Source organism: Mycobacterium persicum (assembly GCF_002086915.1).
In the GTDB taxonomy this organism is placed as follows: domain Bacteria; phylum Actinomycetota; class Actinomycetes; order Mycobacteriales; family Mycobacteriaceae; genus Mycobacterium; species Mycobacterium persicum.
The window spans coordinates 1,025,039-1,040,111 of record NZ_MWQA01000001.1 but is presented as its reverse complement, the minus strand read 5'-3'; the positions used below and the strand labels follow the sequence as shown (position 1 = coordinate 1,040,111).

Sequence of the window (15,073 nt, the reverse complement as noted above, 5' to 3'; positions counted from 1 at the left end):
GTTGGCCGGCGTCGGTGCGCATCAACGATCAGGCCCCGACCGCAGGGGGCAGGGCATTGCCTTCCCGGCGTGGCGGCGATAGGGAAATCACTCGCCGAACCAATCAAGCGGATCATTGTTTGTCCACGTCATTGACATTACGCGGGCATGGCTGCCTGGCCCCGCCGAGATAGTTCCGAGATCTGGCGCGCTGGTGGACCGGCTCTTATCCAATACGGCTCTTCACAATCGAGGGTGTAGTTGGGGTCTGAATCCACCGGTTTCCAGTAGCGATCTGGCAATGTAGTTGGTGAGGTTGCGAAAGCCTAGGGCGGATCCGCGGAGGTGTTCAAGACGGCCGTTGATCGCTTCGGTGGGCCCGTTGGAGGTGCCGGGCCGGTCGAAGTAGGCCAGGACATCGGTGGCCCTCTTCTTGAGCGTGCGCCCGAGGGTGATGACCTCCTGCAAGGCTTGGGGAACGCCGGTGCTCAGCGTGGTGATCAGCGCGGCCATCATGGTGCGGCCGGTGGCGCGGTCGGGGTGGCGGTAGGCGGCCACGGTGCGCTGATACATCTGCCAGGTGGCTTCGACCTCGGCATGGACGTCGACGGCGAATAGGGCTGTCAGCCTGGCCCGTTGCTTGTCGGTAAGCAGATCAGCGCCAGTCTGCAAGGTCCGCCGGCACGCATAGAGCGGGTCGGTCTTGCGGCCCCGGTGCCCGCAGGTGTCCAGCTGGACACGGCGCCGGCATTCATCGAGGGCGTTGCCTGCCAATCGGACCACGTGGAAGGGATCCATCACCGTCGCTGCATCGGGAAGCTCTTCAACGGCCGCGGTCTTGAACCCGGAAAATCCGTCCATGGCAACGACTTCCACACCATCACGCCATTCCTTCGGCCGGTCGGCCAACCATTGCTGGAACGCCTTCTTCGACCGCCCTTCGACCATGTCGAGCAACCGCGCAGGACCAGCCTTGTCGCGCACCGGGGTCAAATCGATGATGACGGTGACGTACTTGTCGCCCCGGCGGGTGTGCCGCCAGACGTGCTCGTCGACGCCGATCACCGCCACCGAGTCGAAGCGGGCCGGATCGGCGATGAGCACCCGCTTGCCTTCGGCCAGGACCGCATTGTTGGCGGTGTTCCACGACACCGCCAGGGCTTCGGCGATCCGAGCCACGCTCAGGTGCTGGCACACAAGGGCTTCCAGCGCCCACTGCAACCCGCGGCGGGAGAGCTTGCCCCGCGACTCGGCGACCTTGCTGCTGTCTTGACGCCACACGTGCGCGCAGCCCGCGCATCGGTAGCGGCGGATCGTGACCAGCAAGGTTGTCGGCCGCAACCCGAATGGCTCGTGCGCAAGTTGACGGGTCACGGTGTCGCGCACCGCACCTTGCTCGCCGCAGCGCCGACACCACGAGTCGTCGCCGACGATCCGGCACGCCAGCACCGCCTGCTCGGGTCCCAGGCGTTGTCCAGTCACCTCCATCCCGAGCTCATCAAGGCGGCAGAACGTGGTCAGATCAGGGCAAGCGAAGGTAGCGTCAGGCATGTCGAGGTCTTCCAGATCAGGTGTGTAGGAACCCTCATCTTCGGAAGACCTCGACCCCTATCCCGGCAACGACGCGCCGACCACCTCTACACCCTCATCTGCGAAGAGCCTCCAATACTTATGGATAATTCGGCGAATCTGGAGTTTTTCGCTGTGGGTTGGCTTACGATCCGCCCGAGGGTTGGTGAGCCTTCGCGTTCGGTTGGTTGTCGGTGCCGTTGGCGCGGCTGGTTGGTTTGGGGTTGGAATGATTCCTGAATTTGCGTGGTTGCCGCCGGAGATCAATTCCGCGCGGATTTTTGCTGGTGCTGGCGCGGGGCCGTTGTTTGCGGCGGCGGCGGCGTGGGAGGCGTTGGCCGCGGAGTTGGCGGGGTCGGCGTCGTCGTTTGATGCGGTGATTGCGGGGTTGACGGGTGGGCCGTGGGCGGGTCCGGCGTCGGTGTCGATGGCGGCGGCGGCGGCGCCGTATGTGGGGTGGTTGAGCGCGGCCGCGGCGCGGGCGGAGACGGCGGCGGCGTCGGCGGCGGCGGCGGCGACGGCGTTTGAGGCGGCGGTGTCGGCGACGGTGCATCCGGCGGCGGTGGCGGCCAATCGGGTGTTGTTGGGGGCGTTGGTGGCGACCAATTTCTTGGGGCAGAACACGCCGGCGATTGCGGCTACTGAGTTCGATTATGTGGAGATGTGGGCTCAGGATGTGGGGGCGATGGTCGGCTATGACGCGGGGGCGGGGGCGGCGGCTGCGGAGTTGATGCCGTTTAGTGTGCCGCCGTTGGATTTGGCGGGGTTGGCCTCGCAGGTGGGTGCGCAGGTGGCCGGGTTGGCGACGACGGCTACGGCGGCGGTGTCGCCGGCGTTGCAGGGTGCGCTGGCGGGGGTTCCGGGGGTGGTGACCGGGTTGCAGTCGTTGGCCTCGTCGCTGCCGTTGTCGTCGGTGATGCAGGTGGCGCAGTTCGCGGCGCAGCCCGCCAGCATGATGCTTGGGCCGCTGATGCAGTTGGGCAGCACGGCCAATGCGGGTACGGCGGGGTTGGCCGGGGCGACGGCGTTGGAGGGTCTGGCTGATGCGCCGAAGTTTGTCGGTGATGTCAATCCGATGAAGGGCCTCGGCGGTGGCGCCGGGGTCGGTGCCGGTATTGGCGCGGACTTAGGTAAGGCGCGGTTGGTGGGGGCGATGTCGGTGCCGCCGACCTGGGAGGGGTCGATGCCCAAGGGGTTGTCGTCCGCAGCCATGGCGGGGTTGGGTGGTATGCCCAATGCGGCGGAGCTGGCGCAGGCGGCCGGGACCGGTAGTGGGATGGGGATGATGCCGATGCCGATGGGGATGGGCGGTGCCGGCGCGGGGATGCCCGGCGGAATGATGGGCCGTGGGGGGGCTAATCCGCATGTGGTGCAGGCGCGCCCGAGTGTGATCCCGCGGACCGGTGTCGGGTAGGGCCGGGACTTCGGGGCCAGAGTGGGGCACGGCCCGCCAGGACTTCACCACCGCGTTAGGCCCCAGCTTCCAGGCGATCTACGAACCAGCCAACGACCACGCCCAAGCCGACTCCGCCGTCGGCGCCAGCTGGGCCTGACCAACACCGAGCCGGCCTCACCAGCCAGCTCTACAGGGCGCGGGTAACACCAGCCAACCAGTGTTACCCGCGCCCTGACCCTGCGAACATCCCGTCAGCCGCCTAGTCGCAATGCAGCGCTTCGGTGCAGGCGTAGCTCATGGAGACCACCCAATGCCGCTGCGGTTTCCGCGTTTGGCGAATCTGGAGTTTTCGGCTGTGGGTTGGCTTACGATCCGCCGATGGGTTGGTGAGTGTTCGGGTTCGGTTGGTTGTCGGTGCCGTTGGCGCGGCTGGTTGGTTTGGGGTTGGAATGGTTCCTGAGTTTGCGTGGTTGCCGCCGGAGATCAATTCGGCGCGGATTTTTGCTGGTGCTGGCGCGGGGCCGTTGTTTGCGGCGGCGGCGGCGTGGCAGGGGCTGGCCGCGGAGTTGGCGGGGTCGGCGTCGTCGTTTGATGCGGTGATTGCGGGGTTGACGGGTGGGCCGTGGGCGGGTCCGGCGTCGGTGTCGATGGCGGCGGCGGCGGCGCCGTATGTGGGGTGGTTGAGCGCGGCCGCGGCGCGGGCGGAGACGGCGGCGGCGTCGGCGGCGGCGGCGGCGACGGCGTTTGAGGCGGCGGTGTCGGCGACGGTGCATCCGGCGGCGGTGGCGGCCAATCGGGTGTTGTTGGGGGCGTTGGTGGCGACCAATTTCTTGGGGCAGAACACGCCGGCGATTGCGGCTACTGAGTTCGATTATGTGGAGATGTGGGCTCAGGATGTGGGGGCGATGGTCGGCTATGACGCGGGGGCGGGGGCGGCGGCTGCGGAGTTGATGCCGTTTAGTGTGCCGCCGTTGGATTTGGCGGGGTTGGCCTCGCAGGTGGGTGCGCAGGTGGCCGGGTTGGCGACGACGGCTACGGCGGCGGTGTCGCCGGCGTTGCAGGGTGCGCTGGCGGGGGTTCCGGGGGTGGTGACCGGGTTGCAGTCGTTGGCCTCGTCGCTGCCGTTGTCGTCGGTGATGCAGGTGGCGCAGTTCGCGGCGCAGCCCGCCAGCATGATGCTTGGGCCGCTGATGCAGTTGGGCAGCACGGCCAATGCGGGTACGGCGGGGTTGGCCGGGGCGACGGCGTTGGAGGGTCTGGCTGATGCGCCGAAGTTTGTCGGTGATGTCAATCCGATGAAGGGCCTCGGCGGTGGCGCGGGTCTGGGTGCGGGTATTGGCGCGGACTTAGGTAAGGCGCGGTTGGTGGGGGCGATGTCGGTGCCGCCGACCTGGGAGGGGTCGATGCCCAAGGGGTTGTCGTCCGCAGCCATGGCGGGGTTGGGTGGTATGCCCAATGCGGCGGAATTGGCGGCTGCCGCTGGCGGCAGTGGCGCGGGAATGCCGATGATGCCGATGCCGATGGGTGCCGGTGGTGCCGGCGCGGGGATGCCCGGCGGAATGATGGGCCGTGGGGGGGCCAATCCGCATGTGGTGCAGGCGCGCCCGAGTGTGATCCCGCGCACCGGTGTCGGGTAGCGCCGGGACTTTTGGGGCGCGACCTGCCGGGAGTTCATCACCCAGCTAGGCCCCAGCTTCCAGGCGATCTACGAACCAGCCAACGACGACGCCCAAGCCGACTCCGCCGTCGGCGCCAGCTGGGCCTGACCAACACCGAGCCGGCCTCACCAGCCAGCTCTGCAGGGCGCGGGTAACGCCAACCAACCAGTGTTACCCGCGCCCTCACCCTGTCAGCCGAAGCGATCCGTGGTCTGGGTGCCGCACACGTTGGGTGATGAGGTGGGGGGACGGGGCCGGTAGCCGCAATCAGAGCGGGCGCTTATACGCGGCCCATCCCCCTGGTCATCAGGAATGCTCCCAGCAGGGCAATGACGACAGCGAAGATCTGGTGTCGCCGAGCCTTGACCCAGCGCTGCACCACCGACATGATCTGCCCGGTCTTAGCCGGCGCCGCCAGCTGGCTGGCGAGTGGGAGCTCGACGAATGCCAGTGCCACAAGGGTGTACACACCCGCCGCTGTGACCTGGATGGCCGCCGCGGCTCCCGAGGCCAAAATCGCGGTGAGCGCTACCAGAAACCGGAAATCCGCCAACAGCCCGACTCCGAGGACGAACGCCACCCCCAGCGGGCGGGCCTGCAACGCGACGTCGGCGCGCGTCGACAACCTCGAGATCGTCGTGGACGTCCGGACCTGCAACTGTGATGGATTGGCGCCTATCATCCCGAGCCGGATCCGCTGGCCTGGGGAGAGGGTGATCGCCAGCGCGGCGATGAGCAGCGCCGTGACACCCATCGCGATCTGAATGTGTCCGGCGGTGGAACTGGCGGTGGCAACTTCCACCCGGTGCATGACATCGAGCGCGAATCCTCGTAGTCCGAAGAGCACACCTGTAGCCAGAGCAACGCTGGTGACAATGCCGCCAAGCCAAAATGCAACGAGCTGGCCGACGGCACGGGGTCGCGATGACAGGAGAACGCTGATCCCGATCCGCACCGGGTCGGCCGTCGCGACAAGCGCCAACACGAGCACCGTACCCCACATGGCAACGGACGCTACAACGACGACGACGATCACGAAACCCGGTCAAGACAATGGTTTTCCGATTACGACCGGGTTACTCGCGGCACGACATCATTCCTGGCGTCGGATTAAGACCGACGGTGCCGAATGCAATTCGGTGAAAAAGTTGGAGAACGGGCGCTGACCTGGGGTAATCGGGCAGGCTGCCGGCGCCGGCGCTAAGTCGAGAAATGGCACTATGAGGGATCGATTAGGAATGTGGGATTCGATAAATTTTTGTCGTGAAGCACTTTAGTCCGATGGGTATTGGCACGTTGGTCGCAATGGGTTGCGTCGGCACGGTGTACCGTCCGCTTCGATAACCGGGTGCCCGGCCGGTGCGCTGCGGGAGGGTCGCCGCCGCGTAGGCACCGCTCCCAGCCGCGGCTTAATCAGACCCTGGCGGTTCTCGTGGCTTCGACAACGGCGGCCAACAGATCGGAACTCCATACCCACCGGTACCCCGCGACCGGCCGAGACAGATCCCGGAAACCGATTCCAGCTCGTTTGCTGCAGGTGAAGTAGGCCTGCGACACGCCGGTCGGCCTGCCGCGATCGATCGGCGTGGTAACTATACCGTGGGCTGAACTGTGCGCAGGGAGGCGAATTACGTGACGGAAAACCCCTTCCGGGGAATGTCACGCCGGGAGTTTTTTGCAAAGCTCACCGGCGCCGGCGCTGCGGCGTTGATGATGGACTTTGCCGGTCCGGTGATCGAAAAGGCGTATGGTGCGGGCCCCTGCTCGGGGCATTTGACCGATATCGAGCACATCGTATTGTTGATGCAGGAGAACCGGTCATTCGATCATTACTTCGGCACACTTTCGAGCACCCGAGGTTTCAGCGACCCGTCGCCGGCATACCAGCAAAAGGGTTGGAATCCGATGACGCAGGCGCTCGACCCTGCGGGAATCACCATTCCATTCCGGCTCGATACCACCCGTGGCCCCATTCTGGACGGCGAGTGCGTCAATGATCCCGACCACGCCTGGATCGCCATGCACACCTCCTGGAATAACGGCGGCAACGACAACTGGCTTCCGGCGCAGTCGGCGACGCGCACCGGGCCTTATGTCCCGATGGTCATGGGTTATTACACCCGCCAGGACATCCCGATCCACCATCTGCTGGCTGATACCTTCACTATTTGCGACGGCTATCACTGCTCACTTTTGGGTGGCACGCTGCCTAATCGGCTGTATTGGATGAGCGCCACCATCGATCCGGCCGGCACCAACGGGGGACCGCAGTTGGTGGAGCCCGGCTTCCTGCCCGAGCAGCAGTACAGCTGGCGCATCATGCCGGAGAACCTCGAGGACGCCGGCATCAGCTGGAAGGTGTACCAAAGCAAAGACGCCGGGCGGTTCATCAACACTCCGATCAGCAATAACGGGCTAGTACAGGCTTTCTCGCAGTCCGCCAACCCGAGGTCGAACCTGGCTCGGTTCGGCATTGCACCGACTTACCCGTTCGACTTCGCGGCCGACGTCAAAGGCAACCGGCTGCCGCAGGTTTCCTGGCTGGTTCCACCGTTCATCCAGTCGGAGCATCCCGCATTGCCGGTGGCGCTGGGCGCTGTGGCCATGGTCAATGCGCTGCGCATTCTGCTTTCCAACCCGGCGGTGTGGGAGAAAACCGCGTTGATCATCAGCTATGACGAAAACGGCGGCTTCTTCGACCACGTGACGCCGCCGACGGCGCCGCCGGGTACTCCAGGTGAGTACGTGACGGTGCCCGACATCAACGCAGTGAGCGGGTCCGGCGGTATCCGGGGCCCGATCGGCCTGGGCTTTCGGGTGCCCTGCCTGGTCATTTCGCCCTTCAGTCGCGGCGGGTTGATGGTCCATGACATTTTCGACCACACCTCGCAGTTGAAATTGATTCGCGCCAGGTTCGGTGTGCCCATTCCCAATTTGACCGCCTGGCGCGACGGCGTCGTCGGCGACATGACCTCCGCGTTCAACTTCGCAACACCGCCAAACCCGACCAGACCCAACTTGAGCCATCCGCTCTTGGCCGCCGTGCCGAAACTGCCGCAATGCATCCCCAACGTCGTATTGGGGACGACGGACGGCACGCTGCCGGCAATTCCGTACCGAGTGCCTTATCCCCAAATGATGCCCACTCAGGAAAGCAGCCCCACCCGCGGGATTCCCAGCGGGCTTTGCTGATCGGCCCGGGAAGCTGCCGTTAGGGCCTTCGGTGACGGCGGTGGATTTGCACTCGGGAAATGATGATCAGCACTGATTTGCGTATCGGGTCCGACACGCCGGTGGGCTTATCAGGATTGATTGCCGACGCAACTATACCGTGATCGGGAATATGCGACGCGGCCGTCAGGGAGGGCGTGTGGTGGGCGAGCACCCGGTCGACGGAATGACCCGTCGACAATTCTTCGCCAAAGCCGCTGCCGCCACCACCGCCGGCGCTCTCACGTCATTAGCCGCTCCGATTATCGACAAGGCGTATGGAGCCGGGCCCTGCTCGGGGCATTTGACCGATATCGAGCACATCGTGTTGTTGATGCAGGAGAACCGGTCATTCGATCACTACTTTGGCACGTTATCGGGGACTCGGGGTTTCAACGATCCGTCACCGGCGTTCGCGCAGAAGGGCTGGAATCCGGCGACGCAGGCGGTCGACCCGGCCGGCACCACCATTCCGTTTCGATTCGACACCACCCGGGGGCCGCTGCTTGACGGCGAATGCGTCAACGACCCCGATCACGGCTGGATCGCCATGCATAACTCATGGAACGGGGGCGCCAACGATGGCTGGTTGCCGGCGCAGGCCGCGTCCAGCCCGCTGCAGGGCAACGTCCCGGTGACGATGGGTTATTACACTCGCCGGGACCTCCCCATCCATTACCTGCTTGCGGACACATTCACAGTCTGCGACGGCTACTACTGCTCGCTGCTGGGCGGCACCACGCCCAATCGGTTGTATTGGATGAGTGCTTGGATCGATCCGGACGGCACCAACGGTGGTCCCATTCTGATCGAACCCAACATCCAACCGCAGCAAAAACTCAGCTGGCGGATCATGCCGCAGAACCTCGAAGACGCGGCCGTCAGCTGGAAGGTTTACCAGAACAAATTTCTGGGGCCGCTCAACAATACGGTTGTGGGCTACAACGGACTGATCAACGATTTCCAGCAGGCCGCAGATCCGCGATCCAATCTGGCCCGCTACGGCATCGCCCCTACGTATCCGTTGGACTTCGCCGCTGACGTCAAGAACAATGCGCTACCCAAAGTTTCCTGGGTGCTGCCTGGATTCTTGTTGTCCGAACATCCCGCGTTACCCGTTTCTATCGGTGCTGTCGGAATCGTCGACGTGCTGCGGATTTTGCTGTCGAATCCGGCGGTGTGGGAAAAGACCGCGGTGATCGTCAACTACGACGAAAACGGGGGTTTCTTCGATCACGTGACGCCGCCGACGCCGCCGCCTGGTACCCCGGGGGAGTACGTCACTGTCCCCGATATCAACGCCGTGCCGGGTTCGGGCGGAATTCGCGGGCCCATCGGTTTGGGTTTTCGCACCCCGTGCATCGTCATTTCGCCCTACAGTCGCGGTCCGCTGATGGTCCACGACACCTTCGACCACACCTCGACGTTGAAGTTGATCAGTGCGCGGTTCGGAGTGCCCGTTCCCAACCTCAGCGCCTGGAGAAACGGCGTGGTCGGCGATATGACTTCGACATTCAATTTCGCGGTCCCGCCCAACCCGTCGAAACCCAATCTGGATCACCCGTTGCTGAGGTCAGTCCCCAAACTGCCCCAGTGCGTTCCCAACGCGGTATTGGGAACGACGACCAAGACATCAATTCCGTATCGGGTGCCATTTCCACAGATGATGCCGACCCAGGAAACGTCACCGACCCGCGGAATTCCCAGTGGCCTCTGCTGAATCGGGCTGCACAAGTCACCGGCCGCCAGGGCTGCGGTTCGCCGACGCCGATCCCTTTCTGCTGGCTGAAAAGGTACGGCGGGGAGGCTCCTCCGACGCCGGAATGCACGCAACGTGGAAACAGGTTCCGGCACCGAGGCCCTTTCCCTATCGAGTCTCGTCTGCGCCGAATATGCCGGTGCCAGGAACGGGTCCGCACGGCATTCCCGGCGGGCCCGGTTATATCGATGGGGCTGATTCAAGGTCAAACCGGACACCGCGGACTGCCGTCGAAACGATTGAATACGCCAGGACACGCCGGTTTGCGTTTCGCAGCCGACTTCCGTCACGCCTATACGGTCAACTCAAACATCGATAAAGGAGGGCCGGTGGGCGGCGGTGCATTTGCTGGAATGTCGCGTCGAGAATTCCTGGCGAAGGCCACCGGGGTCGGGGCGGCAGCTTTTCTCACGGACTGGGCCGCCCCGGTGATCGAGAAGGCTTATGCGGCCGGTCCGTGTTCGGGACATCTGACCGACATCGAGCACATCGTGTTGTGCCTGCAAGAAAACAGGTCATTCGACCATTACTTCGGCTCGCTCTCCAGCGTGGACGGGTTCGACACCCCGACGCCGCTGTTCGCCCAGAAGGGCTGGAATCCACAGACACAAGCGGTTGACCCTGCCGGCACTACCTTGCCGTATCGCATCGATACGACCAGAGGCCCCAACGGGGTTGGCGAATGCGTCAACGACCCCGACCACCAGTGGATCGCGGCACATTTGTCGTGGAATGGCGGGGCCAATGACGGCTGGCTTGCGGCGCAAGCCAGAACCCGCTCGGCGGCCAATACGCCCGTGGTGATGGGCTACTACGCGCGCCCCGACATACCGATCCACTACCTGCTGGCCGACACATTCACCGTCTGCGACCATTACCACTCTTCGCTTCTCGGCGGGACGATGCCCAACCGGCTCTACTGGATCAGTGGCACCGTCAACCCCGACGGCGACCAGGGCGGACCACAGATCGTCGAGCCGTCCATTCAACCGAAACTGACGTTCAGTTGGCGCATCATGCCCCAGAACCTCAGCGACGCCGGTATCAGTTGGAAGGTCTACAACAGCAAGCTGCTCGGCGGCCTCAATGACACGTCGCTGAGCCGCAACGGCTATGTGGGGAGCTTCAAGGCGGCGGGAGATCCGCGGTCAGATCTGGCGCGATACGGGATTGCGCCGACGTACCCCGGGGACTTCGTCCTCGACGTCATCAACAACAGGCTGCCGCAGGTCTCCTGGGTTGTGCCGCTGACCGTCGACTCCGAGCATCCGTCCTTCCCGATCGCCGTGGGTGCCGTCACGATCGTCAACCTGATCAGGACGTTGCTTCGCAATCCTGCCGTTTGGGAAAAGACCGCGCTGATCATCGCTTACGACGAACATGGCGGATTTTTCGACCACGTCACGCCACCGACGGCGCCGCCGGGCACACCCGGCGAATGGATTCCCAACAGCGTCGACATCAACAGGGTCGACGGCTCGGGCGGTATCCGGGGGCCGATCGGTCTGGGGTACCGGGTGCCGTGTTTGGTTATCTCTCCCTACAGCCGAGGCGGGCTGATGGTTCACGACCAGTTCGACCACACGTCGCAGCTGCAGCTCATCGGCAAGCGCTTCGGGGTTCCGGTCCCTAACCTGACCCCCTGGCGGGCCAGCGTGACCGGAGATATGACGTCGGCATTCAATTTCGCCGCCCCGCCCGACCCGTCGCGACCCAACTTGGACCACCCGGCTCGGCAATTGCCGAAGGTTGCCAACTGTGTGCCCAACGTGGTCCTGGGGTTTCTCAACGAAGGGCTGCCCTATCGGGTGCCCTATCCGCAGACGATGCCGGTCCAGGAATCGGGGCCGGTCCGCGGAATTCCCAGCGGCATCTGTTAGCCATCCCATGCCTTTTGAATGCAACTCTGAACCAGACCTGCGCTGCAACCGGGTGCGGTGCAGGCCATTTTCCCGCTGCGTGGATCGTGTGTCAGGCTCGGCTGTCGCGAGCGGCGAATGCCGCAGCCAGGCCGCCCGACGTGGGTCAAGTGCCGCTGGTCGCGCTGGCATGCAGAGAAATCGGAGAAATGGGGATATTGGCCGCGGGATTGTCATACGATGCGAAGTGCTCGATGGTTTGTGGTTGCCATTGAGGGTTGGTTTATTGGAATCGGCACTGGAAGGGGACAGCGTGCTTTTGCCTCTTGGTCCGCCCTTGCCGCCCGATGCCGTGTCGGCGAAGCGCGGTGAGTCGGGGATGCTTGGCGGGTTATCGGTTCCGCTCAGCTGGGGTACGGCCGTTCCACCGGATGACTATGATCACTGGGCCAAAGAGGATGAAGCGGCCGAGGTCGCCGTCGTGCCCGGTGCGGTGGACCCGGAACCCGCCGAATCCAGCACCGACGAGTGGGACGAGTGGGCGGAGTGGAACGAGTGGGAGGCAGCCAATGCCGAACCTCGGTTCGAGGTGCCGCGTAGCAGCAGGGTCGTACCGCATTCTCCGGCGGCCGGTTGAGAGAAAGGGGTAACTGTCGTTCTTCATGACCGATTGGTGACTTCGGTATCACCGCGGTCGGCACTACTAGGAGTCAATCTGCACAAATAACTCCCGACTAAGAGCCCAGTTGACTATATAAGCCCAGTTGACAAGGAGACAGGCAACATGGCAACACGCTTTATGACCGACCCGCACGCGATGCGGGCGATGGCGGGCCGTTTCGAGGTGCACGCTCAGACGGTTGAGGACGAGGCCCGGCGGATGTGGGCGTCCTCGCAGAACATCTCCGGCGCGGGCTGGAGCGGTCTGGCCGAGGCCACCTCGCTGGACACCATGGGCCAGATGAACCAGGCCTTCCGCAACATTGTGAACATGCTGCACGGAGTGCGTGACGGGCTGATCCGCGACGCCAACAACTACGAGCAGCAAGAGCAGGCCTCCCAGCAGATCCTCAGCAGCTAGCCCCGGCCCGACAGCTTCGATTCAGGAGGACAAGACCAATGACCATCAATTACCAGTTCGGCGATGTCGACGCCCACGGCGCCACGATTCGTGCCCAGGCGGCGTCGCTCGAGGCCGAGCACCAGGCCATCGTTCGCGATGTGCTGGCTGCCGGCGACTTCTGGGGCGGCGCCGGTTCGGTGGCCTGCCAGGAGTTCATCACCCAGTTGGGTCGCAACTTCCAGGTGATTTACGAGCAGGCCAACGCCCACGGCCAGAAGGTCCAGGCCGCCGGCAGCAACATGGCACAGACCGACAGCGCTGTCGGCTCCAGCTGGGCCTGACCTCTGCCGGACTGAGAGGCCGGCCTGAGAGGTTTGCGTTTCCGGCTGCTCATTGCAGCCGGAGCGCGGCCTCCACAAGTTGATTGCGCACGCCTACGTATGGGATTGCCTGTGCGTAGGCGTGCGCACTTTTTTGTGCCGTGACTCGCCGGTCCCGCTTCTAGAATCGCCCGCCGCCACCCATGAACCCGCCGCCTGACGAGCCACCGGACGAGCTGGAAGAACCACCGAACGACGTCGGGCTCCAGCCGCCGAAACCACCCCGCAGGCCCCCACTGAGCAGGTTGCCGATGATGATGCCGCCGAGGATCGCTCCCGCATTGTCGCCGCCCTGCCGGGTGTAGGCGCGCTGAGCCGCCGCCACGTCGGCGTTGGCCAGCGCCTGGGCGTTGGCTGCCAGCGTCGATGCCGCATTGGCGTGACCGATCGCTTCGGTGATATTGGTCGAACGTTTGTCACGCGCGGCGTGCAGCTGACGTTTCGCTTCGGCCAGCCGGGTCCGTGCTTCGGGCCCGATACTGCCGCGACGAGTATCGATATAGTCCGACACCGCACGCACCCGTGACTCCGCGGTGAACAATGCCTGCTCGAAGGAGCGGTTGAGTCGCTCGGCGTTGGCCTGCTCCTGAGCAACAGCGGTCAAGAGCCGATCCAGATCCGCGCCGGCCTTGCTCACCCGGGCAAAAGTACCGAGCGGATCGGCGACGCTCGCGCCGCGAGCGTTGCGGGACTCTTCGAGAGCTTGTGCGGCCGCATCCCGCGCGGCGACGAGTTCGCGGGTGTGTGCCGACGCGTTGTCCGGTGTCTTCTGCAGTTGCTCGTCGGCCTGCGTGATGCTCGCCGCCACATCAGCCAGGACCGACGGCAGCTCGGTGACGGCGTGCCGGATGTCACCGGCTGCGCTATCCACCGCGTCGAGTAGCGAACGGGCTTGGCCGAGCGCGGATTCAGCGGCGCGAACGGCATCCACCAAGCCGGACTGCCGGCCGCTGACGGCTTGAGCGGACAGCTCACGGGCCGTGCCGATGTTGTGGTCGGCGAACACCAGTCGTTCCTGGGCGGCGGTGACGTTGGCAGCCACGGAAGCCAGCGCCGTCTCGCCGAATTCGTGATGCAAGTCGGCCAACCGCTGCTGGCTGGGGGCAATGCGGGTGGTGAGTTCGACGTACTGCTGGGTCAGCATGTCCAGCCGGGACGGGGCATTGATCACCAAGTCGCGCAGCTGTTCGAAGGCCTCGGTCTGCGCCTCCAGTTCGCGGTCGGCCGTGGCCGCCGACACGATGACCCGGGTCAACAGCTCGCGCCGTTGCGCGGGTGTCTCGGGAGCGCTGTCGTCAAGCTGCTGGCGCACGTTGAACGCCTGCGCCAGGGCCGCTTTGGCATTGTCCACGGCACGGGTGAACGGTGCGGTGCGCTCTTGGCCGAACTCGTCGATCGCCAGCGCGAGTTCGTTGGAGCTGGTGCGCACCGCATTGTCGACAGCGACCACCATCGACCGTGACAAGTCGTCGAGGATGTCCAGCGGCACGGCGGCCAGTGCCCGCTGATCGGTGGGGTCCACGCGTCGTGCCGCGGCCACCGCGTCAGCGCGCCGCCGGCGGGCCCGGTAACGCATCACCACCAGCAGGATCACCACCGCGACGCCGATGACGCCCAGCGCCACCAGCAATATCAGCCGGCCCGACGAACTGGGTGCCTTGTTGAGCCCGTTGGCCGCCGCAACGGCGGCACCGCCCCAGTCGCCGCTGCGCAGTGCCGGTTCGATCTGATTTCGGCGAAGCTCTTCGACCTGGCCGGCGCTGACATCCGGCACGGTGGACGGCACCAGGAAGACATAGGACCGGGCGACGGTGGCGACGGCCAGCAGGGCGTCATAGCTCCCCAGCTCGCTGCTCCGGAAAGTGCTCTGGCCCCAATTCATCGCGCTCTGCCCGGAGAAGTTGTCGACATAGACCACCCATAGCCGGATATGGCGATCGGCGTAGAGCTCGTTGATGGCCGAGGTGACTTCGGCGCGATCAGTAACGCTCAGCACGCCGGCGTTGTCCGTCACATAGCCCGATAGCCGAAATGGCGGTTGCGCGGCTGAGGGGGGCGCCAGCAGCACGCCTCCGACGAGGCCCACAGTGACGACCGTCAGAACCACGCCGAGCAGGCGAGCGATGTGCATACGGCTAATCTAGCCCGGCAAAGGGGCCGGTCTGACGGAAGCGCGGCGCGGTGCGGCCGCATTGCGGGA

At 64.8% G+C, this 15,073-nt stretch carries 11 protein-coding genes; 8 read left to right on the top strand and 3 right to left on the bottom strand.

The annotated features are described in order from the left end of the window. Positions 1–222: 222 nt before the first annotated feature. Positions 223–1,530, bottom strand: a complete 1,308-nt coding sequence (locus tag B4U45_RS04655; RefSeq protein ID WP_099225836.1) for an ISL3 family transposase — start codon at positions 1,528–1,530, stop codon at positions 223–225. 247 nt (positions 1,531–1,777) lie between these two features. Between B4U45_RS04655 and B4U45_RS04650 the strand changes: the two genes are divergently transcribed. After that, the gene (locus B4U45_RS04650) at positions 1,778–2,962 is read left to right on the top strand and encodes a PPE family protein (RefSeq protein ID WP_219859326.1); all 1,185 of its coding nucleotides are present in this window, start codon (positions 1,778–1,780) and stop codon (positions 2,960–2,962) included. Positions 2,963–3,393: 431 nt separating this feature from the next. Further along, the gene (locus tag B4U45_RS04645) at positions 3,394–4,581 is read left to right on the top strand and encodes a PPE family protein (RefSeq protein ID WP_122526532.1); all 1,188 of its coding nucleotides are present in this window, start codon (positions 3,394–3,396) and stop codon (positions 4,579–4,581) included. Positions 4,582–4,882: 301 nt separating this feature from the next. Here the strand turns inward: B4U45_RS04645 and B4U45_RS04635 are convergent, their stop codons facing one another. Continuing rightward, entirely contained in the window at positions 4,883–5,605 is a 723-nt protein-coding gene (locus B4U45_RS04635) for a GAP family protein (RefSeq protein WP_075545056.1), read from the bottom strand. Between the two features lie 653 nt (positions 5,606–6,258). Here B4U45_RS04635 and B4U45_RS04630 point away from each other — a divergent pair. The 6 genes from B4U45_RS04630 to B4U45_RS04605 all read left to right on the top strand — a co-directional run bounded on the left by B4U45_RS04630 (position 6,259) and on the right by B4U45_RS04605 (position 12,834). Then, positions 6,259–7,794, top strand: coding sequence for a phospholipase C (locus B4U45_RS04630; protein ID WP_075545060.1), 1,536 nt, complete (start codon positions 6,259–6,261; stop codon positions 7,792–7,794). Positions 7,795–7,945: 151 nt separating this feature from the next. Continuing rightward, on the top strand, positions 7,946–9,532 hold the full coding sequence (locus B4U45_RS04625; RefSeq protein ID WP_371687241.1) for a phospholipase C: 1,587 nt from the start codon (positions 7,946–7,948) through the stop codon (positions 9,530–9,532). Between the two features lie 392 nt (positions 9,533–9,924). Next, positions 9,925–11,451, top strand: coding sequence for a phospholipase C (locus tag B4U45_RS04620; protein ID WP_083155019.1), 1,527 nt, complete (start codon positions 9,925–9,927; stop codon positions 11,449–11,451). Between the two features lie 292 nt (positions 11,452–11,743). After that, on the top strand, positions 11,744–12,067 hold the full coding sequence (locus B4U45_RS04615; RefSeq protein ID WP_089025206.1) for a hypothetical protein: 324 nt from the start codon (positions 11,744–11,746) through the stop codon (positions 12,065–12,067). Between the two features lie 147 nt (positions 12,068–12,214). Then, complete coding sequence (locus tag B4U45_RS04610; RefSeq protein WP_036393043.1) at positions 12,215–12,511, top strand: WXG100 family type VII secretion target; 297 nt, start codon at positions 12,215–12,217, stop codon at positions 12,509–12,511. A gap of 38 nt (positions 12,512–12,549) precedes the next feature. Further along, positions 12,550–12,834: a WXG100 family type VII secretion target gene (locus tag B4U45_RS04605; protein ID WP_023363993.1), complete on the top strand. Its 285-nt coding sequence runs from the start codon at positions 12,550–12,552 to the stop codon at positions 12,832–12,834. A 160-nt stretch (positions 12,835–12,994) separates the two neighbouring features. On the opposite strand, the gene B4U45_RS04600 is transcribed toward B4U45_RS04605, so the two are convergent. Further along, complete coding sequence (locus B4U45_RS04600; RefSeq protein WP_075549001.1) at positions 12,995–15,004, bottom strand: TPM domain-containing protein; 2,010 nt, start codon at positions 15,002–15,004, stop codon at positions 12,995–12,997. Positions 15,005–15,073 lie beyond the last annotated feature (69 nt).

Excerpts from the sequence above, each read along its gene's own strand:
- B4U45_RS04655 (WP_099225836.1), bottom strand. The coding sequence starts at position 1,530 with ATGCCTGACGCTACCTTCGCTTGCCCTGATCTGACCACGTTCTGCCGC.
- B4U45_RS04605 (WP_023363993.1), top strand. The coding sequence starts at position 12,550 with ATGACCATCAATTACCAGTTCGGCGATGTCGACGCCCACGGCGCCACG.
- B4U45_RS04645 (WP_122526532.1), top strand. The coding sequence starts at position 3,394 with ATGGTTCCTGAGTTTGCGTGGTTGCCGCCGGAGATCAATTCGGCGCGG.
- B4U45_RS04625 (WP_371687241.1), top strand. The coding sequence starts at position 7,946 with ATGCGACGCGGCCGTCAGGGAGGGCGTGTGGTGGGCGAGCACCCGGTC.
- B4U45_RS04600 (WP_075549001.1), bottom strand. The coding sequence starts at position 15,004 with ATGCACATCGCTCGCCTGCTCGGCGTGGTTCTGACGGTCGTCACTGTG.
- B4U45_RS04650 (WP_219859326.1), top strand. The coding sequence starts at position 1,778 with ATGATTCCTGAATTTGCGTGGTTGCCGCCGGAGATCAATTCCGCGCGG.
- B4U45_RS04610 (WP_036393043.1), top strand. The coding sequence starts at position 12,215 with ATGGCAACACGCTTTATGACCGACCCGCACGCGATGCGGGCGATGGCG.
- B4U45_RS04630 (WP_075545060.1), top strand. The coding sequence starts at position 6,259 with ATGTCACGCCGGGAGTTTTTTGCAAAGCTCACCGGCGCCGGCGCTGCG.
- B4U45_RS04620 (WP_083155019.1), top strand. The coding sequence starts at position 9,925 with ATGTCGCGTCGAGAATTCCTGGCGAAGGCCACCGGGGTCGGGGCGGCA.
- B4U45_RS04635 (WP_075545056.1), bottom strand. The coding sequence starts at position 5,605 with ATGTGGGGTACGGTGCTCGTGTTGGCGCTTGTCGCGACGGCCGACCCG.